The organism is Pleomorphomonas koreensis DSM 23070 (assembly GCF_000425185.1).
In the GTDB taxonomy this organism is placed as follows: Bacteria; Pseudomonadota; Alphaproteobacteria; order Rhizobiales; family Pleomorphomonadaceae; genus Pleomorphomonas; species Pleomorphomonas koreensis.
This window is the reverse complement of the sequence record NZ_AULH01000008.1, coordinates 24,786-49,729: the sequence shown is the minus strand read 5'-3', so window position 1 is coordinate 49,729 and position 24,944 is coordinate 24,786. Positions and strand designations below refer to the sequence as shown.

Genomic DNA, 24,944 nt, shown 5'->3' with positions numbered 1-24,944 from the left:
GATGGACATCATGGAGGATCCTCTGATAGCCTTGAGGCATGGCAGAGGATGGGGAACAGCGGATCAGGGAGGGCTTTCCGGGGCAGCGGTCGATCGTGCTGCCGCGCCCGGTGGTGTCCGGCTGGCTGGAGGGCCGGCCGCTGATCGAGCTGCTGCCGAGCGACGTCGGCCACTATCCCAAGGCGCAATGGCACTTCGTCGAGCGGCCGGAGGGCATTTCGCAATCGGTGCTGATCTACTGCACCGACGGCGGCGGCTGGGCGCGGCTCGGCGGCTCGACCTTGCGCGTCCGCCCCGGCCAGGCGCTGGTGATGCCGGCCGGCGCGCCGCACGCCTATGGCGCCGATCCCGACGATCCATGGACGATCTACTGGGTGCATCTCGACGGCGCCAAGGTGGCGCTGCTGCCGGAGTTGCTGGAACTCGATGCCGGCGAGCCGCTGCTGCATCCGGGCCGCGATCCGGCCATACCGACGCTATTCGAGAAGATGCTGTCGATCCTCGGCCGCGGCTATACGCCGGACAACCTGCTGTCGGCGTCGATGGCGCTCGGCCAACTCGTCACCCATCTCGTGGTGCTGCGCCATCGGACGCCCAACCGCGACGACAATCTCGACCAGCGCATCCGTCGGGTGATCGACGTGATGCAGGGCAATCTCGGCCGCTCACTGAAGGTCGATGAGCTGGCGCGCGAGGCCAACCTGTCGTCGTCGCACCTTGCCGCCGTGTTCAAGAAGCGCACCGGCTTCACGGTGCTCGACTTCTTCATCCGCCTGAAGATCCAGCGCGCCTGCTTCCTGCTCGACACCACCGACCAGTCGGTGAAGGCGATCGCCGCCGATCTCGGCTTCGACGATCCCTTGTATTTTTCGCGCTGTTTCCGGCGGGTGCATGACGGTTCGCCGACGCAATACCGGGCCCTGCGCAAGGGCTGAGGCTCTCAGGGGAGGAGTTTCGATGACCGATCCGCATGCGGCCGTTCCAGAGGCGGCCAGCTTCCACCTCGACTGCCGCTGGCAGAGTGCAGGCCCTCACTCGGCCGGCCGCCTGCTGTTTGAGCTTCGCAACCTCGGTGCCGCGCCGATCGAAGGCTTTCGTCTCGCTTTCACGACGCTGCGCTTCGCCGGCCGTGGTGCGGCGGCCGACAACGCGCGTCTCCTCGACCGTCGCGGCTATTTCCACGAGGTAGCGCCGCCGGGCGGCTTCCGCCTGGCGCCCGGCGACGTCTGGCGCTTCTCGCTCGGCGATATCGCCGGCGCGCCGCAGCACCGAGGCGAGGGCATCGCCTCGGCCTATCTGACGCTGGCGGGCGGCGAGCGGCCGGCAGTGACGGTGGGCGATCTCCGGCGCGAGGCGCCCGAGCAAGGCGCGGCGACGGGACCGATCGTCTACGCGCTGACACCCTGGCCGGCCGAGGCGGACCTCACGCCCTCCGACCGGCTTCCCGGCTATCTGGTGCCGGCCGACGGCGCCAGCGTCGACGAACTCGCCGCCGTCTCGGCGGTATCGGCGCTGTTCCGGCGGCTGTTCCCGCTGGAGCCGGTGCCCTTCTCGCTGATGGCGCTGCCGGGCGACCGGCCGCTGCGCTTCGCCCACGACGCGGCGCTCGGGCGCGAGGCCTACCGCCTGGATTTCCAGGGCGAAGATATCCTGCTCACCGCATCTGGTCCCGCCGGCCGGCAATACGGGCTGACGGCGCTCGGCCAGCTCCGGCGTGGCGCCCGCGCCGGCTGCCGCTTTCCGGCGCACGGCCATATTCTTGATCAACCACGCTTTTCCTGGCGCGGCTCGCATCTCGACACCGCCCGCCGCTTCTTCCCGGTGGCCGATGTCGCCCGTTTCCTCGACATCCTCGCCTATCTGAAGCTCAACGTCTTCCACTGGCATCTTTCCGACGACGAGGCGTGGCGGCTGGATATCCGGGCCTTTCCCGAGCTGACGGCGATCGGTTCCACGCACGGGCCGGACGCGGCGCTGCCGCCGCAGATCGGCGGCGGCCGCCATCCGAGCGGCGGCTGCTACAGCCATGCCGAGGTGCGGGCGCTCGTCGCCCACGCCGCCCGGCTCAACATCGACATCGTGCCGGAGATCGACATTCCCGGCCACAGCACCGCCGCGCTGGCGGCGCTGCCGGCGCTCGTCGATCCGGACGAGCCGGCCGATACCTATGCCTCGGTGCAGGGCTTTGCCAACAATGCCCTCAATCCGGCCGTCGAGCTTACCTGGAGCGTGCTCGACGCGGTGTTCGACGATCTCGCGGAGCTGTTCCCGTCGCCGCATCTGCACGTCGGCGGCGACGAGGTGGCGGAGGGGGCGTGGCTCGCCTCGCCGCTGGCGCGCCGGCTGATGGCCGACCTCGGCCTTGACGGCACCGAGGCGCTGCAATCGCACTTCATGCGCAGGGTGCAGGCGATGCTCGGCCGGCGCGGCCGCAAGCTCGCCGGCTGGAACGAAGTGGCCAACGGCGGTGGCGTCGAGACGGACGGCACGCTGCTCACCGTTTGGCAGAAGGCGGCGATCGGCGCCGGTCTGGCGGCGCGCGGCTACGACATCGTCATGGCGCCGGCCGAGGCCTATTATCTCGACATGGCCCAGTCCGGGGATTGGGACGAGGTGGGCATGAGCTGGGCCGGCGCGACGCCGCTCGAGACGACCTACGCCTACGAGGTGGGCGGCGACATTCCGGCCGGCCTGCTGCCGCGCCTCAGGGGCGTGCAGTCCTGCATCTGGACCGAACTGATCGCCAGCCGCGCCCACTTCAATCACCTGGTGTTCCCACGCCTTGCCGCCGTCGCCGAGGCGGGCTGGACGCCGCCGGCGGAGAAGGACTGGGAGCGCTTCCGGGCGCTTTGCCGCTTCTGCCCGGTTCTCTAGGAGGCGCCGAGCAGCGGATCGAGCAGGCCGGCGTAGACGCTCTTCTCCGATCCGGGGATCGGGATAGCGCCGACGGCGCGGGCGTAGAAGTCGACTGGCCCGGCCCAGCCGATGGCGGCATAGCCGTAGCCGCGCTCGCGCATGGCGAGCAGCGTCCGGATCAGCAGCGCCTTGCCGATGCCGAGGCCGCGCGCCGCCTCGTCGACGCCGGTCGGGCCGAAGAAGCCGAGGGCGATGGCGTCGTAGCAGGCAAAGCCGAGCAGCTTGCCGTCGCGCACGGCGATCAGGCAGGCGGTGGGATCGCGCGAGAAGGCTACCTGCATCTCGCTCGCCCAGCCGGCGCTGAAGCGGGCGGCGACGAAGGCGCGGATGGTCTCCAGCTCCGGCGCCAGCGCCCGGCGGACGGCGACGCCGTTCTCCCTGAGCCGGGCGTCGAGCGCAGCGTCGGCCGCGACGTCGTAGAGTCTCACCAGAAGGTCCATGTCGGGCACCCGTTTCGCCGATCCGCCGGCCGGACAACACACTAACGCGACGGCTTCGCTTCGGATAGTCTGCGCCGGCGCCTCCGGAATCGAACGGCATTTTCTCAACGGACCGAAGATGTTCACCACTTCCGAATTCACCGTCCGCCACGTCGTCCTTGCGGCGATCCTGATCATCGCCGCCGCCGTCGCCCTGTGGTCGCCGGCCGCCCTGGGGCCAAAAGGCGGCGTCACGCTGGCCATCGTTCTGGTGACGCTGGGGCTGTGGGCGACGGCGCTGGTGCCGGGCTATTTTGCCAGCCTGCTGCTCTTTGCCAGCGTGCTGATCGCCGGCTTGCAGCCGGCGCCGCTGGTTTTCTCCGGCTTCGCCTCGGCGGCGGTGTGGCTGATCATTTCCGGCTTCGTGATCGGCTCGGCGGTCAGCGCCACCGGCCTCGACGCCCGCCTCGCCGACATCATCGCGCCGCTGGTCACGCGGAGCTATCCGCGCCTCGTCGGCGGGCTGATGCTCGCCTGCATGCTTTTAGGCTTCCTGATGCCGTCGTCGGTGGGCCGCGCCGTGGTGATGGTGCCGATCGGCATGGCGCTGGCCGACCGCTGCGGCTTCGCCAAGGGCTCCAACGGCCGCATCGGCATTGCCGCCATCCTGGCGATCGGCTGCAACATGCCGAGCTTCGCCATCCTGCCGTCCAACATCCCCAACATGGTGCTGGCCGGCTCGGCCGAGACCATGCTCGGCGTCCATTTCAGCTACACCGACTATCTCCTGCTGCATTATCCGGTGCTGGGCATCGTCAAGTCGGCGGTCACCGTGGCGCTGGTGCTCTTCCTGTTCCCGGCGACGGTCGGCGCGCCGCTCGGCGGCGAGGCCAAGGCGGCGGCCGCCGGCAAGGCGGGGCAGGGCAAGGTGATCGGCATCCTCGTCCTGACGCTCGCCTTCTGGATGACCGACAGCCTGCACGGCATCAACGCCGCCTGGATCGGCCTCGGCGCCGCCATACTGCTGCTGGCGCCGCGCTTCGGCGTGGTCAGCCCGCCGGCCTTCAAGCAGTCGGTCGACTTCGGCCTGTTGCTGTTCGTTGCCGGCGCGCTGGCGCTCGGCGCCGTGGTGGGCGCCTCCGGGCTCGGCGGCAAGCTCGGCGCCTTCCTCACTTCGGTGCTGCCGCTGGCGCCCGGCCACGACGCCGTCAACTTCTTCTCACTGACCTTCCTGTCCTTCTTCACCGGCATGTTCACCACCGTGCCGAGCGCGCCGGCGGTGCTGACGCCGATGACCAACGACCTGGCGGCGCTGACCGGCTACGGCGCCATGACCGTCCTGATGACGCAGGTGGTCGGCTTCTCGACGGTGCTGTTTCCCTATCAGGTGGGACCGCTCGTCGTGGCGATGCAGCTCTCCGGCGAGAAGCTCGATCATCTGGTCAAGGTGACGGTGCCGCTGGCGCTGATCACGCTTGTCGCGCTGGTGCCGATCGACTTCCTGTGGTGGAAGGCGCTTGGCTGGCTTTAACCATGTCCTCTTGAGAATGGGTCGCGACACCCCAAATCTCCCTGAATAGGCCGGCGCCGCCGGCACAGCCGGGGAGACGCCGACATGCACGCCCTTCTCCGCTCGACGGTGCTTGCCGTCCTGATCGCTACGCCGGCCTTTGCCGCGCCGGAAAACGCCGGGACCATCAAGGCGACCAGTAAGCTGCCCTTCCAGGCCCAGACCGTCGCCCGCTTCAACCTGCCCTGGGCGATCGCCCTGATCGACGCCGATCGGCTGCTGGTCACCACCAAGCCGGGCAAGCTGTTCGTCGTCGATCGCCGGGGCGGCGACCCGATCGAGGTGACTGGCGTTCCCGATGTCGCCTACGGCGGCCAGAACGGCCTGCTCGACGTGGCGCTGGCGCCGGACTTCCCCAACAGCCGGCGCATCTATCTGACCTATGTCGAGCCGGGCGAGGGCGGAAGCTCGCTGGCGCTGGCCCGCGCCACGCTCGACGAGGCGGAGGGCAAGGCGCAGCTCGGCGGCTTCGAGGTGCTGTGGCGGCAATTGCCCAAGGGCAAGGGCGGCCAGCCGGGCGGCATCATCGCCTTCTCGCCCGACGGCCAGTTGCTGTTCCTGACGGTCGGTGATCGCATGCGGCCGGCAACGGCGCAGGATGCCGATCTCGAACTGGGCAAGGTGCTGCGCCTGACGCTCGACGGCAAGCCGGCGCCCGGCAACCCGTGGGCCGACGACGGCGGCGCCCGCGCCGAGACCTGGACGCTCGGCCATCGCAACCCCTACGGCCTCGCCTTCGCCTCCGACGGCCGCCTGTGGCTCAACGAGATGGGGCCGAAGGGCGGCGACGAACTCAACCTGATCGAGCCGGGCAAGAACTACGGCTGGCCGGAGGTCTCCTACGGCGACAATTACGACGGCTCGCCGATCCCCAAGCCGCCGACCCGGCCGGAGTTCCAGGAGCCGGCGCTCTACTGGGATCCGGTGATCGCGCCGGCCGGCCTCGCCTTCTACGAGGGCGAGCTGTTCCCGGCCTGGAAGGGGTCGGCGCTGATCGGCGGCCTCAAGACGCAGTCGCTGTCGCGGGTGACCATCGACGGCACGGCGGCGCACGAGGACGAGCGCTTCGCCATGGGCGCCCGCATCCGCGACGTGGCGGTGGCGCCCGATGGCGCCGTGTGGGTGATCGAGGACGAGAACCCCGGCCGGCTCCTGCGCCTCAGCCCGCGCTGACGGATTCCGCCTCGCGCAGGTAGCGGCCGGGCGTTGCGCCGGTCATGCGCTTGAACATGGTCGAGAAGGCTGACGAGCTGTCGTAGCCGAGGTCGAGGGCGACGCTGGTGACGCTCTCGCCGCCGGCCAGACGCGGCAACGCCGCGAACAGGCTGGCCTGCTGGCGCCATTCGGAGAGGCTCAGCCCGGTCTCGCGGCGGAAGGCGCGGGTGAAGGTGCGACGGCTCATGGCGAGAGCGGCCGCCCAGTCGTCGATGCCGGTCCGCGTCGTCGGGGCGTCGAGGAAGCGGTGGCAGAGCGCCGCCATGCGCGGATCGGCCGGAAAGGGCAGGCCGAGCGGCCGTACCGGCAGCCGCGGAATCTCTTCGAGGATCAGCGCCATCACCAGGCCGGCCCGGCTGGCCGGCTCGTAGCATTGCGGCAGGTTGACCGCCTCCAGCATCAGGCTGCGCATCAGGCCGGTCAGCTCCACCACCCGGCCGCGGCTCGGCAGGTCGGCGACCGCGCCGGGCTTCACGTAGATCGAGCGCATGCTGACATGGCCGCTGGCGGCCACCGAATGCACGGTGCCGGCCGGCACCCACAGCGCATGGTCGGGCGGCACCATCCAGCGCTCGCCGGGCATGGTCACCGTCACCACGCCGGACAGCGCATAGATCATCTGGGCGCGGCTGTGGCGATGTGGCGGCACGACGTGGCCGTCGGTGTATTCGCTGGCCTTGGCGACGATCGGCCCGACCGCCCGCTCCAGCCATTCGACGCATTTCACATGCGGCTCCTCGGACCAGGGCGCCACGAGGTCGGAGCGGCTGCTGTCGCCGGCGGCGGGGGAGAAGTTGAGGTCCATGGTGAAGTTGGCCCAGTCGAAGAAGATTTGGACCATATCACGAAGGCAGGAAGCGCCGAAACGACTATTGTCGTAGTCGGCCGGTACCGCCCGATCGCGATGCCGGCCGCGCCATGGAGTACCCGTTGACCGACACCACCGCCCCGGCCGCCGTTCCGTCCGCCACCACCACCGCCTTTTCCGTGATCTTCGCCATCAGCTTCTGCCACATGCTCAATGACATGATGCAGTCGCTGCTGACCGGCCTCTATCCGATGCTGAAGGAGAGCTACACGCTCGATTTCGGCCAGATCGGCCTGATGACGCTGACCTTCCAGTTCACCGCCTCGCTGCTGCAGCCGCTGATCGGCACCTACACCGACCGGCATCCGCAGCCCTATTCGCTGGCCATCGGCATGGGCTTCACGCTCTCCGGCCTGCTGCTGCTCGCCAACGTCCACAGCTACCACCTGCTGCTGGTCGCCTGCGCGCTGATCGGCATCGGGTCGTCGGTGTTCCATCCGGAATCCTCGCGCGTCGCCCGCATGGCGTCGGGCGGCCGCTATGGCCTGGCGCAGTCGCTGTTCCAGGTCGGCGGCAACTTCGGCTCGGCGCTGGGGCCGCTGCTCGCCGCCTTCATCGTTCTGCCCAACGGCCAACGGAGCGTCGCCTGGTTCTCGCTCGCCGCGCTGGTGGCGATGATCGTGCTGTGGCAGGTCGGCAACTGGTACAGCCGTCACCGCCGCTCCTCGGCCAAGCGCGCCGTCGCGACGCCGCAGGTGGCGCTGCCGCGCTGGCGCGTCGTGACGGCGCTGATCGTGCTCGGCTGTCTGGTGTTCTCGAAATACATCTATCTCGCCAGCCTATCGAGCTACTACACCTTCTACCTGATGCATAAGTTCGGCGTCAGCGTTCAGCAGTCGCAGATGCTGCTGTTCCTGTTCCTCGGCGCGGTGGCGGCGGGCACGGTGATCGGCGGGCCGATCGGCGACCGCGTCGGCCGCAAGCCGGTGATCTGGGTGTCGATCCTCGGCGTGCTGCCGTTCTCGCTGGCGCTGCCCTATGTCGGACTCGTCTCAACGGCGATTCTAACGGTGATCATCGGCCTGGTGCTGGCCTCGGCCTTCTCGGCGATCATCGTGTTCGCGCAGGAGCTGGTGCCGGGCAAGGTCGGCATGATCGCCGGCTTCTTCTTCGGCTTCTCCTTCGGCATCGGCGGCATCGGTGCCGCCGTGCTGGGCCATGTCGCCGACGTCAAGGGCATCGACTTCGTCTACCACGTCTGCGCCTTCCTGCCGGCCTTCGGGCTGCTGACGGTGTTCCTGCCCAGCATCGAGGCGCGGCGGCGGGCGTGAGCCCTAGGCCGCCTCGATCCGCCGGCCGCTCTCGACGTCGAACAGGTGCAACGCCTCGACGTCGAGCGCCAATGTGATCGTCTCGCCCGGCGCGGCCCTGGTGCGCGGCGGCAGCGTGGCGACGAGGCGCTGGCCGCCGATGCTGCCGGAGAGGATCAGCTCAGGGCCGGTCAGTTCGGTGACGTCGCAGGTGAGCGTCAGCGGCAGGCCGCCGCCCTCGGCGCGGAAGGATTCCGGACGGATGCCGAGCTTGACGGCGTGGTCACGCGGCAGGGCGGCGGCGAGGGCCGGCGGCAGCGGGATCGCGGTGTCGCTGCCGACCACCTGAAGGCCGCTGCCGGTCGCCACGGCGTCGAGAAGGTTCATCGGCGGCGCGCCGACGAAGGTGGCGACGTAGAGCGTCGCCGGCCGGTTGTAGATCTCCTCCGGCGTGCCGAGCTGCTCGATCTGGCCGCCCTGCATCACGGCGATGCGGGTGGCGAGCGTCATTGCCTCGATCTGGTCGTGGGTGACGTAGACCACGGTGGTCTTCATCATCTGGTGCAGCCGCTTCAGTTCCGTGCGCATCTCCATGCGGAGCTTGGCGTCGAGGTTGGAAAGCGGCTCGTCGAACAGGAACAGCTTGGGATGGCGCACCAGCGCCCGGCCGATGGCGACGCGCTGGCGCTGGCCGCCGGAGAGCTGCGACGGCCGGCGGTCGAGCAGCGGCTCGATCTGGAGCAGCCGCGCCGCCTCCAGCACCGCCTTCTCCCGCTCGGCGGCCGGAACTTTGCGCATTTCGAGACCGAAGCCGATGTTCCGCCGCACGGAGAGGTTCGGATAGAGCGCGTAGGACTGGAACACCATGGCGATGTCGCGGTCCTTGGGGTGGACGCCGATCAGCGACCGGCCATCAAGGCGGACGTCGCCGCCCGAGGGTTCGGCGAGGCCGGCGATGATGTTGAGCAGCGTCGACTTGCCGCAGCCCGAGGCGCCGAGCAGCACCAGGAACTCGCCGCTTTCGAGGGCGATGTCGATACCCCTCAGCGTCTCCAGCGCGCCGAAGGACTTGCGGATCTTGTCGACGACGAGGGCGCTCATGGGCGGGACTCCGGCGGGGCGTAGCGGCGCGGGTAGGTGGAGACGGCGAGCGAAGCGGTGGCCGTTCCCGCCGCGAGGCTGTCGCGCAGCGACTTTCCGGCGGCGAAGGCGGCAAGGAAGCCGGCGTTGAACACATCGCCGGCGCCGATGGTGTCGATCACCGCGACGTCCGGCGCCTCCACCTCGACGAGGCCAGCGGCGGAGGCGGCCAGTGCGCCGTGCGGGCCGCGCTTGACCACGGCAACGGCACCCTCGGGCATCAGGCCGAGCATGGCGCGGGCGGCGTCGCGGACGTCGTCCCGGCCGGTGATCGAGGTGGTTTCCACCTCGTTGAACAGGGCGATCGCCGAGCGGGCGAGCCAGCCCTTCGCCGCCGCGACCACCTCCGTGGTCCAGCCGGCCGGCGGCCAGCCGGTATCGAGGGCGACGCGGATGCCGTGGCGGTCGGCCCAGTCGTAGAGCTGGCCGTATTCGCCGGCGAGGCGCGGCATCAGGAACGGGCCGGCGAACAGCGCGTAGCCGCCGCGATGGGCCTCGCCGTCGAGCACGGCCAGCACGTCGCCGGCGCCATAGTGCGGCAGGTGGCCGAGCGTGGTGAAGAAGGTGCGCTCGCCGTCGGGATGGGTGATGCCGACGGAGATGGTGGTGTTCTCGGCATGCACCTTCCAGCGCTGCGACTGCTCGCCGAACTCCTCGGCCAGCCAGGCGCCGAAGCGGTCGCTGCCGATGCTGGCGGCCAGCTCGAACGGCACGCCGAGCGCCTTCAGCGTCAGCGCCGAGTTGCCGGCGCAGCCGCCGACGCGCAATTCGTCGTGGTCGACGATGATCTCGGTGCCCGGCTGCGGCCATGGCGCGGCCGGCCCGAGGATCAGGTCGACGTTGACGTTCCCGATGACGGCGATCGGCTTCACTTATTCGCTCCGGGTGATCTTGTTCGAGCGGACCGGCGTGCCGGCGTTCTCGACGCGCTCGGCGGCGAAGGCGACCATCAGCGTCTGGGCGGCCGGCAACAGGGCGAACACGGCGGCCATGCCGGACGCCGGCTTCACCGCGACGGTGACGGCGCCCGGCACCGGGGCGTCGCCCGAGGCGTCGAAGACGATCACCGGCGCGCCGGTCGCCACGATCTCGGCGCCCATGCTGGCGACGAGCGGCGACGTCGGGTCCTTGCCGCGGAACAGCACGGCGCCGATCTCCGGCGACAGCATCTCCATCGGGCCGTGGCGCAATTGGCCGCCTTCGTGCGAGAAGCAGGGCCGGCGCGACAGTTCGGTGAAGCCGAGGGCGATCGCTTCGGCGACGCCTTGCAGGCCGCGGCCGGAGGTGACGACGGTGCGGACGTTCTTCAATGCCGAGAGCGCGGCGGAGGTGTCGGGCGTCTCGGGCGCAGCGAGCACGGCGAGCGCCGGCGCGGGATCGGCGCCGAGGGCGGCGAGCACGGCGAGATGCAGCGCGAAGGTCAGCGTCAGGCTGCGCGTCGCGGCAAACGCCAGTTCCGAGCCGCCGGCGGCGACCAGCGCCGGGGCGGCCTTGCCGAGGAAGGAGCCGGCTTCCAGCGTCAGGCCGAAGGTGTCGGGCGCGCCGCCGGTCTCCTTGAACCAGCGCACCACCTCGGCGCTCTCGCCCGACTGCGAGGTGACGAAGACGGTGCGGCCCTCGGTCATCAGCGGCGCGGTGAGCTGCTCGGACATCGGCAGCGACACGGCGTCGACGCCGAGGGCGCGGTAGTAGGGCTCGACGGCGCGGGCGACGGCGTGGCTGCCGCCCATGCCGAGCATCAGCAGGCGGCCGGTCCGCTTCAGCGAAGCGGCGGCGCGGGCGGCGACCTCGCGGTTTTGCTCGAAGGAGGCGAGGGCGTCGGCGTGCTGGCGGGCCATCTCGCGGTCGATGGCGAGGAGGCTTTCGGGGCGGGGAGCGGTCATTTTTGTTGTCCTTGTTGTTGGGTCAGCCTTTGACGCCGCCGGCCGTGAGGCCGGAGATCAGCGCCCGCTGCATGACGAGGCCGACCAGCACCGGCGGCAGCGCGGCGAGCACGCCGGCCGTGGCGATCAGGCCGTAGTCGGAGACGCGCCCGCCGGCGAGGTCGGCGATGGCGACGGTCAGCGTCTTGGCCCGCTGGTCGGAGGTGAAAAGGAGAGCGTAGAAGAATTCGTCCCAGCCGAGGAGGAAGGCGAACAGCGCCGACGTCGCCACCACCGGCATGGCGAGCGGCAGGGTGATGATGCGGAGCGTCTGCCACAGGCTGGCGCCGTCGATCACCGCCGCCTGCTCGATCTCGCGCGGAATGCCGTCGAAGCCGGATTTCATCAGCCAGGTGGTGAAGGGAGCGAGGATGGTGAGGTAGACGAGCGCCAGGCCGAACACGTTGTTGAGCAGGCCGAACTTGGCCAGCGCCATGTAGAGCGGCACGGCCAGCGCCACCGGCGGCAGCATGTAGGTGCCGATGACCAGCGACAGCGACCAGCCGACGGACGGCGTGCGCGACACCGCCCAGCCGGCCGGCACGGCCAGCGACACCGCGGCGATCGTCGCCATGCCGGCGACCATCAGCGAGTTCCTGAGGCTGGCCGTGAAGGCGGCGCCGGCGCTGTTCTCCACCGAGGAGAGCAGGGCGGCGTAGCGCGAGAAGTCCATGGTCTCCGGCCACCAGCGCAGCGGCTTGGCGGCGAGATCGGCGGCCGGCGAGATGCTCATCACGAACAGCCAGAGCAGCGGCGCCAGAATGATGGCGGCGAGCAGCAGCGCCGCGACGTGCAGGAACAGGCGGAAGAGGGGGCTCTGGCGTTCCATCAGGCGGCGCTCCCGGCGACTTTCCTCACGGCGGTGCCGTAGGCGACGGCCAGCACCGTGATGATCAGCGTGACGATCAGGGCGAGCGAGGCGCCCGAGCCCGCCCGCTGGAAGGAGAAGGCTTCCTGATAGACGAGGATCGACATGGTGCGCGTCGAGTTGGCCGGGCCGCCGCGCGTCATCACCCAGATGATGTCGAACACCTTGAACGCCTCGATGGTGCGCAGCACCAGCGCCACCATCAGGGGGCCGGCCAGATAGGGCAGCGTCACGAAGCGGAAGCGGGAGAACGCATTGGCGCCGTCGACGTAGGAGGCCGCGATGACATCGCGCGGCACCGCCTGGAGGGCGGCCAGCGCGATCAGCGCCACCAGCGGGAAGTTCTTCCAGCAGTCGGCGACGATCAGCGCCGTCAGGGCGGTACCGGGCTCGCCGAGCCACGAGCGGTAGTCGGAGAGAATGCCGAGCTGGGTCAGCGCCGCATTGAGGGCGCCGTATTCGGGATTGTAGATCAGCCGCCACAGGGTGGCGTTGACGACGGTCGGCAGCGCCCACGGCAGGATCATCAGCGCCCTGAGCAGCGTGCGTCCGCGGAACTGCTGCTTCAGCAGCAGGGCGGCCAGCACGCCGAGACACATTTCCGTCGTCACCACCACCAGCGCGAAGAAGGTGGTGGTGTAGAGCGTGCGGCCGAAGGCGTTGCCGGTGACGAGACGGACGTAGTTGTCGAAGCCGACGTAACTGCCCGACGTGCCGACCAGCTTGGCGTCGGTGAAGGAGAGATGCACGGTGTCGGCCAGCGGCCAGCCGATGACGGCCACCATGACGATGAGGAGCGGCAGCATGAGCAGCCACGCCCGGGTGGTGATCCAGGTGCCGGACATGCGGGGTCCTCGTGGGTTTCTAAAGGGTCCAGACGGTCCGGGCGCCAACTTGGCGCCCGGATTATCATACGCTCAGAGGCCGCTGTTGTCGGCGGCGGTCTTCAGCGCGTCCTCGGGGCTTGCCTGGCCGAGCAGCGCCTCCTGGATCGCCTGTTGCAGGGCGACGGAGATCTCCTGGTACTTCGGCGTGGTCGGACGCGGATACATGACGGCGAGGCCGATCTTGGCGGCGGCGATCATCTCCTCCTGGCCGGCGGTGACGGCCGGATCGTCATAGGACGACGCCCAGATCGGCAGGCTGAGCTTGGCATAGGCGTTCTGCGTCGCCTCAGAGGTCATGAAGACGATGTACTTCCACGCCTCGTCGGGATGCTTGCTGACCGAGGTGATGCCGAGGCCCATCGAGCCGTTGACGGCCGACGCCTCGCTCTTGCCGGCGACGCCGGGCGCCGGCACGACGCCGACCTTGCCGGCGACCTTGGAGTCCTTCGGGTCGTTGGCCATGTTGTACATGTAGGTCCAGTTGAGGGCGAAAGCGGCGTCGCCGTTCTCGAACACCTTGCGGACGTCCTCCTCCAGGAACTCCTTGGAGTTCGGGTTGGTGATGCCCGACTTGTAGCTGTCGACCATGTATTTCAGCGCGTCGAGGCCGCCGTCCGTCTGGAAGGCCGGCTTGCCGTCTTTGAGGAAGTCGCCGCCGAAGGCGCTGACCAGCGTCGTGTAGTCGCAGATGGCGGCTTCCGCCTGCGCCCAGCTCCAGGCGATCGGCGAGGCCAGAATGCCCTTGTCCTTGATGATCTTGGCGTCGGCGGCCAGCTCTTCCCACGTCTTCGGCGGATTGGCGATGCCGGCCTTCTCCAGGATCTCCTTGTTGTAGAAGAGATACTTGGTGTCGAGAATCCACGGCATGCCGTAGAACTTGTCCTGGTACTTGACGGTGGTCCAGGCGCCGGGCAACACGCCCTTGTTCATCTCGTCGGTGATCCTGGAGGAGACGTCGACCAGCACGTTGTTGGCCGCGAACTCGGCCGGCCAGATCACGTCGAACAGCACCACGTCATAGGCGTTGCCGGCGCCCTGGGCGAGCACCGTCTTGTCGTGCAGGCCCTCGTAGGGCACGAATTCGAGGTTGACCTTGATGTCGGGGTTGGCCTTGGTGAAGGCCTCGGTCATGGCGCGCACGTCGGCTTCGCTGTAGGCGGCCTGGGCCATGAACAGGGCATTGATCTCGGTTTCGGCGTAGGCGGCCGGAACGGCGAACGGCGCCGAGAGCAGCGTCGCGGAGAGGAGTGTCCTGCCGAAGAATCTGGTCATTGTGGGCTCCCTTTGGTCGGTGACTGCGCGGAAAGGATCGCGGCGGCTTTCGCCGTCGCGACCGTTCGCCTGAAGGCCCTGGCAGGGCCGTCTTCTGGAGCGTCGTCACACCTCTAGGCGGACTAGCGTTCCCCGGAACTCTGACGGTTCCTTATTAAGTCAAATTGCTTGACTTATTCGTGGGCGAAATATCAACTGCTGTCAAGATGGAATTGGGCATGAGCGAACAGCGGCCGATCCGCGCCAAGAGCGGCGCCAATCACGAGGGGACCAGCGCTCATAACCGCCGCGTCATCATCGACGCGCTGCGGGTGAACGGCGCCCTGTCGCGCGCCGATCTCGCCCGCGCCACCGGGCTCACCAAGCAGGCGGTGTCCAACCTGATCGAGACGCTGGAAGGCGACGGTCTCGTCGCTTCCGAGGAACTGGTGCGCAAGGGCAGGGGGCAGCCGTCGACGCCCTATCGCCTGGTGGCGGACGGCGCCTATTCGATCGGCCTCCAGATCGACCGCCACATCAGCCGGGTCATCGTCGTCGATCTCGTCGGCAACATCCTGGCCCGCGCCACCGCCAAGGTGCCGCCGCGCGCGCCGGAGGAGGGCGTCGCCGTGCTGCTCGACCTCGTGGCCGGCGTCCGGGCGGCGTTCGCCGCCGGCCGGCCGGATGCCGAGGCGCGCATCGCCGGCATCGGCGTTGCCATGCCCGGTCCGTTCGGCGTCGAGATCGCCGACGACAGCCTGTGGCTGATGCAGGCTTGGCAGAGCTTCCCGCTGGTCGAGCGGCTGGCGGCCGGCACCGGCCTTGCCGTCAGCCTCCAGAACGACGCCGCCGCCTGCGCCACCGCCGAGCGCATGCTGGGCGCCGCCCACGGCCTCGACCACGCCGTCTGCATCTACGTCGGCTACGGCATCGGCGCCGGACTGATTCTCGGCGGCGAGCTTTACAGCGGCGGCCACGGCAACGCCGGCGAAATCGGCATGGTGCTGTTCGGCGAGCCGGACGAACTGGTGCCGCTCGAACATCGCGCCTCGATCGCCTCGCTCTACGCCTTGGTCGGCATCGATCCGGCCGATCCCGGCCAGTTCGACCGGCTGGAGGCGCTCGTCGCGGCCGGCGACCGCCGCGTCGCCGACTGGATCGGCCGGGCGGCGCGCGACCTGCGCCGCGCCGTCCACACCGCCGAGACGCTGTTCGACCCGCAGACCGTCATCCTGTCGGGCGGCGTGCCCGGCGCGCTGATGCCGGCGCTGGTGGCGGCCATCGAGCCGCTGCTGCCGTCGCTGTCGCCGACCGCCGGCCGCGCCGTGCCGCGCCTCCGCCTCGGCATGACCGATCCGTGGGCGGTGGCGATCGGCGCCGCCGCCGACCCGATCCGCCGCGCCTTCGACCCCAGCTTCTCGGCCATCCTGAAGCGGCAGGGGGAATGAGGGCAGGGCGGCTCAACAAATTTTCCGCCGGAGAATTGTCATCCCCTGCCTTCTGCCGTTAGTCTTTCGGCGTCGCGGGCAAAGAGAAAAACCGGCCCGCGCACTTCCAGGGGAACCAAGGACCATGACCAACCGCACCATTGGCGGCCTCGTCGCCGCCGCGCTTCTCGCCGCCTCGACGGTCGCCCTCCACGCCGAGGAGACGCTGAAGATCGGCACCGAGGGCGCCTATCCGCCGTTCAACTACGTGGACACCGACGGCTCCATCAAGGGCTTCGACGTCGAGATCGGCCTCGCGCTCTGCGAGAAGATGAAAGTGAAGTGCGAGGTGGTCGCCCAGGATTGGGACGGCATCATCCCGGCGCTTCTGGCCAAGAAATACGACATGATCATCGCCTCGATGTTCATCACCGAGGAGCGCAAGAAGGTCGTCGACTTCACCAAGCCCTATTACAAGGCGGCGATGACCCACGTCGTCCCGAAGGACAGCGACATCACCGAATTCTCCGACGCGGCGCTCTCCGGCAAGATCATCGGCGCGCAGTCCGGCACGACGCAGGCCGAATACATCGAAAAGACCTATCCGAGCGCCACGCTGAAGACCTATCCGACCCAGGACGAGGCCAACCTCGACCTCGCGGCTGGCCGGCTCGACCTGCAGGTCGGCGACTTCCTGCCGATGTTCGACTGGGTGAGCAAGGAGGCCGGCGCCTGCTGCAAGCTGGCGGGCGAGCCGATCACCGATCCGGCCTTCGTCGGCGAGGGTGTCGGCATCGCCGTGCGCAAGGAGGACGGCGCCCTCCGGGAAGCCCTCAACAAGGCGATCGACGAGGCGGTGGCCGACGGCACCTACAAGACGATCAACGACAAGTACTTCAAGATCAACCTCTACTCGCTGAAGTGACGATCCCCGGCGGGGCGGCCCGGCCGTCCCGCCTCCAGCGGGCATCCGTCTTCGCACGAAGCGAGTTGATCGCTGCGGTTGTTGCACCCGGACGGGCGGTTCGTCTATGACAGCGCTTTCCATCAAGGTGCACCGATGCCCGACTCCCTTCCCGTCTACCGTTTCGACAGCTTCATCGTCCGCACGCCGTCGTCCTCGGTGGTGAACGGCCTTCGGGCCGACGATCGCGGCAATCCGACCTATGAGGGCGTGCTCGCCGAGCATGCCGCCTACGTCCAGGCGGTGAGCCGCGCCGGCGTCGAGGTGACGGTGCTGCCGCCGCTCGAAGCCTTCCCCGATTCCATCTTCGTCGAGGACCCGGCGCTGGTGTTTCCCGAAGGCGCCATCCTGCTGCGACCGGGCGCGCCGACCCGCGCCGGCGAGACCGCCGAGATCGCGCCGATCCTCCGCCGCCTGTTTTCGACCGTCCTCGACCTGCCGCGCGGCTATGCCGACGGCGGCGACGTGCTGACGACGCAGAACAGCGTGATGATCGGCCTCTCCGCCCGCACCAACCGCGAGGGCGCCGAGGCGCTGATCGGCTGCCTCGCCAAACTCGGCCGCAAGGGCGAGATCGTCGAGACGCCGAAGGACGTGCTGCATTTCAAGACCGACTGCTCGCTGCTCGACGAGGAGACGGTGCTGACCACCGGACGGCTCGAACGCTCGGGCGTGTTCAAGGGATTCAAGACGCTGCTGGTGCCGGCCGGCGAGGAGGCCGCCGCCAACGCGCTGCGCGTCAACGACGTGGTGTTCGTCGGGTCCGACTATCCGCGCACCATCGAGCTTCTGGCCGCCAGGGGCTACAAGGTGGTGCCGCTCAGGACGACCGAGATCGGCAAGATCGACGCCGGCCTCTCCTGCATGTCGCTGCGCTGGCGGCGCGGCTGAGATTGAAGCAACGAAAAAGGGGAACGTCAAAATGTCCAACATGATCGTCAAGGGCGCGCTGGCGCTGGCCGTCGCCGCGTCCTTCGCCCTGCCGGCTCTCGCCGAGGACGTGCTGAGAATCGGCATGACGCCGGAGCCCTATCTGCCGTTCGGCCAGGTCAACGCCGCCGGCCAGTGGGAAGGCATCGAGGCCGACATCACCCACGCCCTCTGCGAGCGCATGCAGGTGAAGTGCGAGATTTCCGCCATGGCCTTCGACGGCCTGCTGCCGGCCCTCAAGGAGAACAAGCTCGACGTGGCGGTCGGCGCCTTCTCGATCACCGACGAACGCCGCGAGACGGTGGACTTCAGCGCCTCCTACTACACCGAGGGCACCTCGCTGGTCGGCCCGAAGTCGGAGGAAGTGACGGTCGGTACGGTCGATGCGCCCGACGGCGGCAAGATCCTCGACCCCAAGGCCTTCGAGGGCAAGATCGTCGGCGTGCAGGCCTCCACCGTGCAGCATGCCTATCTGACCAAGTATTATCCCGACATCGAGGTGAAGGCTTATGACACGGCCGACAACTCGATGGCCGACCTCGCCGCCGGCCGCATCGACTTCGTGCTGTCGCCGGACCTCTATCTCCACACCTTCCTGGCGACGCCGCAGGGCGCCGACTTCGACATCAAGGCTGCCGCGCCCGACAACAAGGTGCTGGGAGAGGGCGTCGGCTACGTCGTCAAGAAGGGCGACGCGGCGACGCTGAAGAAGGTCGACGACGCGCTCGCCTCGATCAAGGCCGACGGCACGCTCGACAAGAGCATCGCCCACTGGGTCGACGGGGCGAAATAACGCTTCTCCGCCGCCGCGCCCGACCGGGCCGGCGGCGGTTTTCATTCTCGGAACGGACGCCGATGGACGGCACTCTCTCTTTGCTCGCCTGGGGCGACACCGGCTGGAGCGACGATCTCTTCTGGGGCATCGTCACCACCATCAAGGTGTCGGTGTCGGCCTATGTGATCGCGCTGGTGTTCGGCGCCGTCTGCGCCATCGGCAAGCAGTCGCGCTGGCGGGCCGTCCGCTTCATCGCCGGCGTCTACACCACGGTGGTGCGGGCGCTGCCGGAGCTGCTGGTCATCCTGCTGCTCTACTTCTCGATCGCCTCGGGCATCGAGCGGCTGGTGAAGGGCCTCGGCCTCGCCGGCGACACCTTCCAGGTCAGCCCGTTCTGGGCGGCGGTGGTGGCGCTGGCCTTCGTCTCCGGCGCCTTCATGGCCGAGGTGATGCGCGCCGCCTATCTCGCCGTGCCGCTCGGCCAGATCGAGGCCGGCCTCGCCTTGGGCATGCACAGGGGCCAGATCCTGCTGCGCATCGTGGCGCCGCAGATGATCCGCCACGCCATTCCCGGCATGGGCAACCTCTGGCTGGAGATGACCAAGGAGAGCGCCATCATCTCGGTGCTCGGCGCCTTCAACGACCTGCTCTACGTCGGCTACCGGGCGGCGGCCGGCACGCGGCAGTATATCTTCTTCTACGGTATCACCGCCGTCCTGTTCCTGCTGATCACGCTGGTGTCGGTCTACATCATCGCCCGGCTGGAACGGCGCTTCTCGCGGGGCTTCCGCTGATGGAGTCGCTCGTTCACGTCGTCACGTTCCTGCCGCCGCTGATCGCCGCCATGCCGCTGACGCTGTTCCTGACGGTGACCGGCGTCGTCTTCGGCCTGCTGATGGGGACAGCCACGGCCGTCGCCATGGTCTACGGCCGGCGGCTGGTGGCCTGGCCGGCCAAGGCGTTCACCTTCGCCTTCCGCGGCACGCCGCTGCTCGTTCAGCTCTACCTGATCTATTACGGTCTCGGGCAGGTGCTGCCGGGCACCTTCATCCGCCATTCCTTCCTGTGGCCCTATCTCCGCGACGGCCTCTGGTACGCGGTGTTCGCGCTGTCGCTCAACCAGGCCGCCTACAACGCCGAGGTGATCCGCGGCGCCATCCTCGCCGTGCCCAAGGGGCAGATCGAGGCGGCAATCTCGGTGGGCATGCGGCCGTTCACCATCCTCCGCCGCATCACGCTGCCGCAGGCGCTGCGGCTCTGCCTGCCGGTGCTGACCTCGGACGTCATCATCCTGCTGAAATCGACCTCGCTCGCCTCGACCATCACCATCATGGAGATGATGGGCACGGCGCGCATGCTGCAACGGCAGTCGCTGTTGATCTTCGAGCCGCTGATCGCCGCCGGCCTCCTCTATTTCGCCGTCGTCGTGGTGCTGACCCGCGTCATGGCCGAGGTGGAGCGGCGCCTGACGCTCTACCGCCAGCCGGCGCGGCCGCAACAGGGATAGCCGATCATGACCGAGGCCGCCTTCCGCGCCTTCCTGCCGGACCTTGTCGACATCCGCCACCGCCTGCACCAGATGCCGGAATCGGGCTTCGAGGAGCGGCAGACGTCGGACTTCGTCGCGGGTATCCTTGAGGACTGGGGCCTTCAGGTGACGCGCGGCTTCGCCGTCACCGGCTTCGTGGCGACGCTGGATCGCGGCGGTGACCGGGCAATCGGCCTCCGCGCCGACATGGACGCTCTCCCCATCCTTGAGGAGACCGGCGCGCCGCACGCCAGCCGCACGCCCGGCATGATGCACGCCTGCGGTCACGACGGCCACACGGCGATGCTGGTCGGCGCCGCTTGGCGGCTGCTGCACGACGCGGATTTTCGCGGCAAGGCGCACTTCATCTTCCAGCCGGCCGAGGAGACGGCCGGCGGCGCGGCGCGGATGATCGCCGACGGCCTGTTCGAGCGCTTCCCTTGCGACGCCGTGTTCGCTCTGCACAACTATCCCGGCCTCGCCACCGGCCGCTTCTCGGCCCGGCCCGGCGCCATGATGGCGGCGATCGACGCGGCGACGCTGACGGTGCGCGGCGCCGGCGGCCACGGTGCCCGGCCCGAGGACACCATCGACCCGGTGGTGGCGGCGGCGAGCATCGTCATGGCGTTGCAGACGATGATCTCGCGCAACGTGCCGCCGCAGGAGGCGGGCGTCGTCACCGTCGGCGCCTTCCATGCCGGTTCGGCCTGCAACATCATCCCCGATGAGGCGGTGCTGGAAATCAGCCTGCGCGCCACCGATCCGGCGGTGCGGGAGATGCTCTGCCGGCGGTTGGAAACGATCGCCCATGCGCAGGCGGCGAGCTACGGCGCCGAGGCGCGTGTCGACTGGCAGGTCGGCTATCCCGTCACCATGAACGATCCGGCGGCAACGGAGCTGGCGGCGTCGGTGGTGCGCGACACCTTCGGCTCCGACGCCTTCGCGCCGCTCGACAAGCCGATGATGGGCAGCGAGGACTTCGCCTTCATGCTGGAGAAGGTACCCGGCGCCTATCTCTTCCTCGGCAACGGCGACAGCGCCGGACTGCACACCAGCCGCTACGATTTCAACGACGGCCTGCTGGAGCGCGGCCCGGCCTTCCTGCACGCGCTGGTCCGGCGCTTCTTCGCCTGACCCTACTTGATGAGGGCGATCAGTTCGTCGGTGGTGCCGGTCTCGGCGATCCAGGGGAACACCAGCCCGACGCTGCGCTGGTGCGCTTCCGGGTCGCCGTCGGTCATGGCGTCGACCGGCAGCGACACGTTGTAGCCGAGTTCGTGGGCGAAGCGGGCCGTCGACTCGACGCCCATGCTGGTGGCGATGCCACAGACCACCACCTGCGTAACGCCGAGATCGCGCAGGCGGGCGTCGAGGCCGGTGCCGGTGAAGGCGCCCCAGGTCTTCTTGCTGAGGCGGATGTCGTCCGGCGCGTAGCCGAGATCGGGCAGCAGCTCGGCCCAGTCGGCCGGCCGGTCGCCGCTGCGCTTGCGCTCGGCGCGGCCCGGCGCGGCGCCGACCACGTTGATCAGCACCACCGGCCGCCGCTTCTCCCGGAACAGCCCGATGAGTCTTGCGGCATTGGCGATCGCCGACCGCGCCGCCTCGGGCGGCGGCAGCGCGGCGATGCCTTTCTGAAGGTCGATGACGATGAGGGCGGTGCGGGGATCGACGGTGGTGAACGGCATGGCCGGAGTTTCCTCCTCGGTTGCGAGGGGAAGGCACTGGCGGCCCGCCCCCCGTAAACATGCATCCAGGCAAGGGGTTGCCGGAGTGATTTCAAGACCCAGAAGACCCGCTGATGGCGGATTGTTCCCGATAAAGCCGAGAACGTGCCGATTTGATGGCATGTCCGGCGCCGGATGTCGAATTGCCGCCTCGAAGTTTGACATCGATCGAGAAAGCAGGAACATTTTCGTGATATGTCGGCTGTATAAGGTTGAATCGGGTCAGCCGGCTTAGCAAAGGGAACGACTGGGTTGCCGATGGTCAAGGGAACCGCCAGCGGGAAAGTGCAGCATCAGGTCGCCGCCCTGCCGTTCCGGCGGACGGCGGATGGCGACGTGTCGGTGCTGCTGGTCTCCTCGCGCGATACCCACCGGCCGCTGATCCCCAAGGGCTGGCGCATGAAGGGCAAGAGCGACCGCAAGGCAGCGGCCATCGAGGCGATGGAGGAGGCCGGTGTCCTCGGCACCACCTCCAAGGCGCCGATCGGCCGCTACCGCTACTGGAAGCGCCTCGACGACTGCTTCACGCTTGTCGATGTCGACGTCTACAGCCTCGAGGTGACCGAGAAGCTCGACGACTGGCCCGAGCGCGACGAGCGGCAGCGCATCTGGCTGAGCCGCGAGGACGCCGCCATTCTGGTGGACGAGCCGGGCCTCGCCTCCATCCTGCAATCCTTCCGCGCCCGATAGCGCTTTTTGCCGCCCGACCGGCAAAACCGTCGCAGTCGCGCTTTGGCGTGCGCCACCCCTTTGTCGCTCCGGCGCGGTGACGTGCCGGGCCGTTACGGCCGCCGGCAGGGCAGGCAGAATCTGCCTGTCGTCGCTGCTGATCGCAACGCTCTGTAACTCATTGCAAGATATAGCAAAATTCAGACACGTAGCATGGCGCTTGCACCGTTCCGCCATGACTTCGGTGCGCGCACCAGCCACGATTGCATTTTGGGAGTGACTTTGGTGGGAAAGGGCGGAAATCCGGACTTCGATGGTCTTCGGCCCCGGCAAGGGTTGCCCGGCAGAACTTTCCGCAAGGCAAAACCTGCCGAATGTGCCGTGAATTATTTGCCTATACTTCAGATCGGCTATGATTTCTTGCTTTTTGTGCGCCTGGATTTGCCGGTTGCTTCGTTCAAAGGTCATCAGGGGTGTTTCGGCGTGATGCCGTGTTTGTGTAGGGGGGTGCGATGATGGCTGCTGCTGCAAGTTCCCTAGGCGTCGTGGCTCCGCTGCCGTTCGTGTCGCGGGGCGACGCGGGAAGCGAACCGGCGCGGGCGCCGAGCGAGGACGATCTCTTGCTGATGCGCATCGCCGCCGACGATCGCGACGCCTTCGCCCGGCTGGTCGAGCGGCACGCCGATCGCGGCTTCGCGCTGGCCCTGCGCATCCTCAAGAACTCCGACGACGCCGAGGACGTGGTGCAGGACAGCTTCCTGAAGCTGTGGACGCACCGGAAGCGCATGGAGATCGGCCGGGCCAAGTTCTCGACCTGGCTCTACCGGGTGATCACCAACCGCTGCATCGACCTGCGCCGCAAGCCGGCCATGGACGACATCGAGACGGCGCCGGAAGTGGCCGACGAGGCCGAGGACGCGCTGTCGCGCCTGCACCGCGCCTCGATGACCAGCCTTCTGGAAGCGGCACTGTCGCGCCTGCCCGACCAGCAGCGGATCGCCGTCATCCTCAGCTATCACGAGGCGATGTCGAACGCCGAGATCGCCGAGGTGATGGAGACGACGGTGATGGCCGTGGAATCGCTGCTGAAGCGCGGCCGGCAGCAGTTGCGCAAGCATCTCGTGCGGTCCGAAGACGATATCCGTCAGTCGTTTACCCGGAATTAACCATAAAAGCAGCCTCCGGCGCGCGGCAAGCGCCGGGTTCGCTCCCGCTCGTCCGTTGAAGACACGAAGCGAGGGGCGACGACGCCTCGCGCCGGCGTCTTCCCCGAAAAGGGGCGACGCCCTCCATCGATGAGGACCAGAGCGCCATGCCCGTCATTTCCACCAACACCGCCGCCAACTCCGCCGTCCGCTACCTGAACATCAACGCCTCCGAGCAGTCGTCCTCGCTGTCCAAGCTGGCGTCCGGCTCGCGCATCACCCAGGCGTCCGACGATGCGGCGGGCCTTGCCATCTCGACGCGCATCTCCTCCGACGTCGCCACGCTGAACCAGGCGGCCACCAACTCCTCGCACGCCGTCTCGGTGCTGCAGACCGCCGACGGCGGCGCCTCCAATATCTCCGACATCCTGGAGCGCATGAAGACGCTGGCCACCGAGTCGGCCTCCGGCACGGTCACCGACGATGAGCGCACCTATATCGACGCCGAATTCCAGGAGTTGACCGAGCAGATCGACACCATCGCCACCGGCACCCGCTTCAACGGCGCCAGCCTGCTCGACGGCACCTCGGCCTTCGCCGCCTCGACCGGCGGCACCGCCATTGTCGTCGGCTCGTCCTCCGATGACACCATCAACGTGTCGATCGCCTCGCTGACCTCCGCCGACCTCGGTCTGGTGGCGTCCAGCGACACGGCCGCCGGGATGACCCTCGACGCCGACAGCATCGACCAGTTTTCCGTGGATGAGGGCGAGACGGTGGTCTTCAACCTGAAGACCGAGACGGGCACCGCCACGCTGACGCTGACCGGCGGCACCGGCGGCACCACCTTTACCGGAGCCGACCTGATCGCCGGCCTGCAAGGCACGACGGCGTCCGAGGACGGCGGCACCATGGCGTTCGACGCCGGCACCTCCGGCCTGACCGTCGATGGCGACGACGACTCGGTCACGCTGAAGAGCAGCGTCGAGGGATCGTCGAGTTCCATCTCGCTGTCGGTCGACGGCACCAGCACCAGCGACGCGGTGAGCAACGTCTCCGACATCGGCATCGACGTGTCGACCGCCAAGGGCATGGATGCCGGCGAGTCGCTGAACGTCAAGACGCAGGATGCGGCCAACGCCGTGCTCGACAAGCTCGACAAGGCGATCGACACCGTGTCGGCGGCGCGCGCCAGCATCGGCGCCCAGGAAAGCCGGTTCGAGTTCAGCTCGGAGTCGATCGCCACGCAGGTCGAGAACCTCGAGTCCGCCAATTCGGCAATCACCGACGTCGACGTCGCCTCCGAAGAGGCCAAGCTCGCCTCGGCCGAGGTCAAGGTGCAGGCCGCCGTCGCCGCCGCCTCCTCGGCCAACGACATGACGCAGAACCTCCTGAAGCTGCTCCAGTAAGGCAGTGGGACGGACACGGGCGGCGCGGCTGACGCGCCGTCCGCATCGACAACGCCGCCCGGCTGCG

General features: G+C 68.6%; 24 protein-coding genes and 2 pseudogenes. 17 read left to right on the top strand and 9 right to left on the bottom strand.

What is annotated here, in order from left to right; translation table 11 throughout:
- The first annotated feature begins 38 nt into the window (after window positions 1-38).
- Together H512_RS0107000 and H512_RS0106995 are read left to right on the top strand one after the other, a co-directional pair.
- Entirely contained in the window at window positions 39-935 is an 897-nt protein-coding gene (locus H512_RS0107000) for an AraC family ligand binding domain-containing protein (protein ID WP_026782850.1), read from the top strand.
- A gap of 22 nt (window positions 936-957) precedes the next feature.
- Complete coding sequence (locus H512_RS0106995; RefSeq protein ID WP_026782849.1) at window positions 958-2,874, top strand: beta-N-acetylhexosaminidase; 1,917 nt, start codon at window positions 958-960, stop codon at window positions 2,872-2,874.
- On the opposite strand, the gene H512_RS0106990 is transcribed toward H512_RS0106995, so the two are convergent.
- Window positions 2,871-3,356 (bottom strand): GNAT family N-acetyltransferase, encoded by a 486-nt coding sequence (locus H512_RS0106990; protein WP_036790526.1) that lies wholly within the window; start codon window positions 3,354-3,356, stop codon window positions 2,871-2,873. The genes H512_RS0106995 and H512_RS0106990 overlap by 4 nt on opposite strands.
- Window positions 3,357-3,474: 118 nt before the next feature.
- Between H512_RS0106990 and H512_RS0106985 the strand changes: the two genes are divergently transcribed.
- Window positions 3,475-4,866: an SLC13 family permease gene (locus H512_RS0106985; RefSeq protein WP_026782847.1), complete on the top strand. Its 1,392-nt coding sequence runs from the start codon at window positions 3,475-3,477 to the stop codon at window positions 4,864-4,866.
- An 84-nt stretch (window positions 4,867-4,950) separates the two neighbouring features.
- Entirely contained in the window at window positions 4,951-6,078 is a 1,128-nt protein-coding gene (locus H512_RS0106980; RefSeq protein ID WP_026782846.1) for a PQQ-dependent sugar dehydrogenase, read from the top strand.
- Here H512_RS0106980 and H512_RS22965 read toward each other — a convergent pair.
- Complete coding sequence (locus H512_RS22965) at window positions 6,065-6,961, bottom strand: AraC family transcriptional regulator (protein WP_245585361.1); 897 nt, start codon at window positions 6,959-6,961, stop codon at window positions 6,065-6,067. The two genes, H512_RS0106980 and H512_RS22965, sit on opposite strands and share 14 nt — an antisense overlap.
- Window positions 6,962-7,038: 77 nt before the next feature.
- On the opposite strand from H512_RS22965, the gene H512_RS0106970 reads away from it, so the two are divergent.
- Window positions 7,039-8,259 carry an MFS transporter gene (locus tag H512_RS0106970; protein WP_053239649.1) on the top strand — a complete coding sequence of 407 codons (1,221 nt, stop codon included), beginning with the start codon at window positions 7,039-7,041 and terminating at the stop codon, window positions 8,257-8,259.
- A 3-nt stretch (window positions 8,260-8,262) separates the two neighbouring features.
- On the opposite strand, the gene H512_RS0106965 is transcribed toward H512_RS0106970, so the two are convergent.
- The 6 genes from H512_RS0106965 to H512_RS0106940 all read right to left on the bottom strand — a co-directional run bounded on the left by H512_RS0106965 (window position 8,263) and on the right by H512_RS0106940 (window position 14,327).
- Window positions 8,263-9,339, bottom strand: coding sequence for an ABC transporter ATP-binding protein (locus H512_RS0106965; RefSeq protein WP_026782844.1), 1,077 nt, complete (start codon window positions 9,337-9,339; stop codon window positions 8,263-8,265).
- Window positions 9,336-10,250: a carbohydrate kinase family protein gene (locus H512_RS0106960; protein WP_026782843.1), complete on the bottom strand. Its 915-nt coding sequence runs from the start codon at window positions 10,248-10,250 to the stop codon at window positions 9,336-9,338. The genes H512_RS0106965 and H512_RS0106960 overlap by 4 nt, the downstream gene beginning before the upstream one ends.
- The gene (locus H512_RS0106955) at window positions 10,251-11,261 is read right to left on the bottom strand and encodes an SIS domain-containing protein (protein ID WP_026782842.1); all 1,011 of its coding nucleotides are present in this window, start codon (window positions 11,259-11,261) and stop codon (window positions 10,251-10,253) included. It lies immediately after the preceding gene.
- A gap of 22 nt (window positions 11,262-11,283) precedes the next feature.
- Window positions 11,284-12,129, bottom strand: coding sequence for a carbohydrate ABC transporter permease (locus H512_RS0106950; protein ID WP_026782841.1), 846 nt, complete (start codon window positions 12,127-12,129; stop codon window positions 11,284-11,286).
- A complete protein-coding gene (locus tag H512_RS0106945) occupies window positions 12,129-13,013 on the bottom strand; it encodes a carbohydrate ABC transporter permease (protein WP_026782840.1) in 885 nt (294 codons plus the stop codon). The genes H512_RS0106950 and H512_RS0106945 overlap by 1 nt, the downstream gene beginning before the upstream one ends.
- Before the next feature lie 72 nt (window positions 13,014-13,085).
- Window positions 13,086-14,327, bottom strand: coding sequence for an extracellular solute-binding protein (locus H512_RS0106940; protein WP_026782839.1), 1,242 nt, complete (start codon window positions 14,325-14,327; stop codon window positions 13,086-13,088).
- Between the two features lie 218 nt (window positions 14,328-14,545).
- On the opposite strand from H512_RS0106940, the gene H512_RS0106935 reads away from it, so the two are divergent.
- From H512_RS0106935 to H512_RS0106905, 7 genes are all read left to right on the top strand, one after another.
- Complete coding sequence (locus H512_RS0106935; RefSeq protein WP_026782838.1) at window positions 14,546-15,754, top strand: ROK family transcriptional regulator; 1,209 nt, start codon at window positions 14,546-14,548, stop codon at window positions 15,752-15,754.
- Window positions 15,755-15,878: 124 nt separating this feature from the next.
- Complete coding sequence (locus H512_RS0106930; RefSeq protein WP_026782837.1) at window positions 15,879-16,658, top strand: ABC transporter substrate-binding protein; 780 nt, start codon at window positions 15,879-15,881, stop codon at window positions 16,656-16,658.
- A 135-nt stretch (window positions 16,659-16,793) separates the two neighbouring features.
- On the top strand, window positions 16,794-17,588 hold the full coding sequence (locus H512_RS0106925; protein ID WP_026782836.1) for a dimethylarginine dimethylaminohydrolase family protein: 795 nt from the start codon (window positions 16,794-16,796) through the stop codon (window positions 17,586-17,588).
- A gap of 31 nt (window positions 17,589-17,619) precedes the next feature.
- Entirely contained in the window at window positions 17,620-18,420 is an 801-nt protein-coding gene (locus tag H512_RS22960; RefSeq protein ID WP_053239648.1) for a transporter substrate-binding domain-containing protein, read from the top strand.
- A gap of 62 nt (window positions 18,421-18,482) precedes the next feature.
- Window positions 18,483-19,196 (top strand): ABC transporter permease, encoded by a 714-nt coding sequence (locus H512_RS0106915; protein WP_026782835.1) that lies wholly within the window; start codon window positions 18,483-18,485, stop codon window positions 19,194-19,196.
- Window positions 19,196-19,909 carry an ABC transporter permease gene (locus tag H512_RS0106910; RefSeq protein ID WP_036790523.1) on the top strand — a complete coding sequence of 238 codons (714 nt, stop codon included), beginning with the start codon at window positions 19,196-19,198 and terminating at the stop codon, window positions 19,907-19,909. Before H512_RS0106915 ends, H512_RS0106910 begins: the two co-directional genes overlap by 1 nt.
- A 6-nt stretch (window positions 19,910-19,915) precedes the next feature.
- Window positions 19,916-21,064, top strand: coding sequence for a M20 aminoacylase family protein (locus H512_RS0106905; protein WP_026782833.1), 1,149 nt, complete (start codon window positions 19,916-19,918; stop codon window positions 21,062-21,064).
- A 2-nt stretch (window positions 21,065-21,066) separates the two neighbouring features.
- On the opposite strand, the gene H512_RS0106900 is transcribed toward H512_RS0106905, so the two are convergent.
- Window positions 21,067-21,615, bottom strand: a complete 549-nt coding sequence (locus H512_RS0106900; protein WP_026782832.1) for a cysteine hydrolase family protein — start codon at window positions 21,613-21,615, stop codon at window positions 21,067-21,069.
- A 297-nt stretch (window positions 21,616-21,912) separates the two neighbouring features.
- Here H512_RS0106900 and H512_RS0106895 point away from each other — a divergent pair, with 297 nt between their 5' ends.
- The 5 genes and pseudogenes from H512_RS0106895 to H512_RS27875 all read left to right on the top strand — a co-directional run.
- Window positions 21,913-22,344: an NUDIX hydrolase gene (locus tag H512_RS0106895; protein WP_036790521.1), complete on the top strand. Its 432-nt coding sequence runs from the start codon at window positions 21,913-21,915 to the stop codon at window positions 22,342-22,344.
- 192 nt (window positions 22,345-22,536) lie between these two features.
- Entirely contained in the window at window positions 22,537-22,839 is a 303-nt protein-coding gene (locus H512_RS26890) for a hypothetical protein (protein WP_156899412.1), read from the top strand.
- Window positions 22,839-23,489, top strand: coding sequence for a sigma-70 family RNA polymerase sigma factor (locus H512_RS0106890; RefSeq protein ID WP_425414160.1), 651 nt, complete (start codon window positions 22,839-22,841; stop codon window positions 23,487-23,489). Before H512_RS26890 ends, H512_RS0106890 begins: the two co-directional genes overlap by 1 nt.
- Before the next feature lie 146 nt (window positions 23,490-23,635).
- A pseudogene (locus H512_RS27880) lies at window positions 23,636-24,217 on the top strand (flagellin); the annotation flags it as partial.
- Between the two features lie 390 nt (window positions 24,218-24,607).
- A pseudogene (locus H512_RS27875) lies at window positions 24,608-24,877 on the top strand (flagellin); the annotation flags it as partial.
- Between the last annotated feature and the right edge of the window lie 67 nt (window positions 24,878-24,944).

Excerpts from the sequence above, each read along its gene's own strand:
- H512_RS0107000 (WP_026782850.1), top strand. The coding sequence starts at position 39 with ATGGCAGAGGATGGGGAACAGCGGATCAGGGAGGGCTTTCCGGGGCAG.
- H512_RS0106995 (WP_026782849.1), top strand. The coding sequence starts at position 958 with ATGACCGATCCGCATGCGGCCGTTCCAGAGGCGGCCAGCTTCCACCTC.
- H512_RS0106990 (WP_036790526.1), bottom strand. The coding sequence starts at position 3,356 with ATGGACCTTCTGGTGAGACTCTACGACGTCGCGGCCGACGCTGCGCTC.
- H512_RS0106985 (WP_026782847.1), top strand. The coding sequence starts at position 3,475 with ATGTTCACCACTTCCGAATTCACCGTCCGCCACGTCGTCCTTGCGGCG.
- H512_RS0106980 (WP_026782846.1), top strand. The coding sequence starts at position 4,951 with ATGCACGCCCTTCTCCGCTCGACGGTGCTTGCCGTCCTGATCGCTACG.
- H512_RS22965 (WP_245585361.1), bottom strand. The coding sequence starts at position 6,961 with ATGGTCCAAATCTTCTTCGACTGGGCCAACTTCACCATGGACCTCAAC.
- H512_RS0106970 (WP_053239649.1), top strand. The coding sequence starts at position 7,039 with ATGGAGTACCCGTTGACCGACACCACCGCCCCGGCCGCCGTTCCGTCC.
- H512_RS0106965 (WP_026782844.1), bottom strand. The coding sequence starts at position 9,339 with ATGAGCGCCCTCGTCGTCGACAAGATCCGCAAGTCCTTCGGCGCGCTG.
- H512_RS0106955 (WP_026782842.1), bottom strand. The coding sequence starts at position 11,261 with ATGACCGCTCCCCGCCCCGAAAGCCTCCTCGCCATCGACCGCGAGATG.
- H512_RS0106950 (WP_026782841.1), bottom strand. The coding sequence starts at position 12,129 with ATGGAACGCCAGAGCCCCCTCTTCCGCCTGTTCCTGCACGTCGCGGCG.
- H512_RS0106945 (WP_026782840.1), bottom strand. The coding sequence starts at position 13,013 with ATGTCCGGCACCTGGATCACCACCCGGGCGTGGCTGCTCATGCTGCCG.
- H512_RS0106940 (WP_026782839.1), bottom strand. The coding sequence starts at position 14,327 with ATGACCAGATTCTTCGGCAGGACACTCCTCTCCGCGACGCTGCTCTCG.
- H512_RS0106935 (WP_026782838.1), top strand. The coding sequence starts at position 14,546 with ATGAGCGAACAGCGGCCGATCCGCGCCAAGAGCGGCGCCAATCACGAG.
- H512_RS0106930 (WP_026782837.1), top strand. The coding sequence starts at position 15,879 with ATGACCAACCGCACCATTGGCGGCCTCGTCGCCGCCGCGCTTCTCGCC.
- H512_RS0106925 (WP_026782836.1), top strand. The coding sequence starts at position 16,794 with ATGCCCGACTCCCTTCCCGTCTACCGTTTCGACAGCTTCATCGTCCGC.
- H512_RS22960 (WP_053239648.1), top strand. The coding sequence starts at position 17,620 with ATGTCCAACATGATCGTCAAGGGCGCGCTGGCGCTGGCCGTCGCCGCG.
- H512_RS0106915 (WP_026782835.1), top strand. The coding sequence starts at position 18,483 with ATGGACGGCACTCTCTCTTTGCTCGCCTGGGGCGACACCGGCTGGAGC.
- H512_RS0106910 (WP_036790523.1), top strand. The coding sequence starts at position 19,196 with ATGGAGTCGCTCGTTCACGTCGTCACGTTCCTGCCGCCGCTGATCGCC.
- H512_RS0106905 (WP_026782833.1), top strand. The coding sequence starts at position 19,916 with ATGACCGAGGCCGCCTTCCGCGCCTTCCTGCCGGACCTTGTCGACATC.
- H512_RS0106900 (WP_026782832.1), bottom strand. The coding sequence starts at position 21,615 with ATGCCGTTCACCACCGTCGATCCCCGCACCGCCCTCATCGTCATCGAC.
- H512_RS0106895 (WP_036790521.1), top strand. The coding sequence starts at position 21,913 with ATGGTCAAGGGAACCGCCAGCGGGAAAGTGCAGCATCAGGTCGCCGCC.
- H512_RS26890 (WP_156899412.1), top strand. The coding sequence starts at position 22,537 with ATGGCGCTTGCACCGTTCCGCCATGACTTCGGTGCGCGCACCAGCCAC.
- H512_RS0106890 (WP_425414160.1), top strand. The coding sequence starts at position 22,839 with ATGGCTGCTGCTGCAAGTTCCCTAGGCGTCGTGGCTCCGCTGCCGTTC.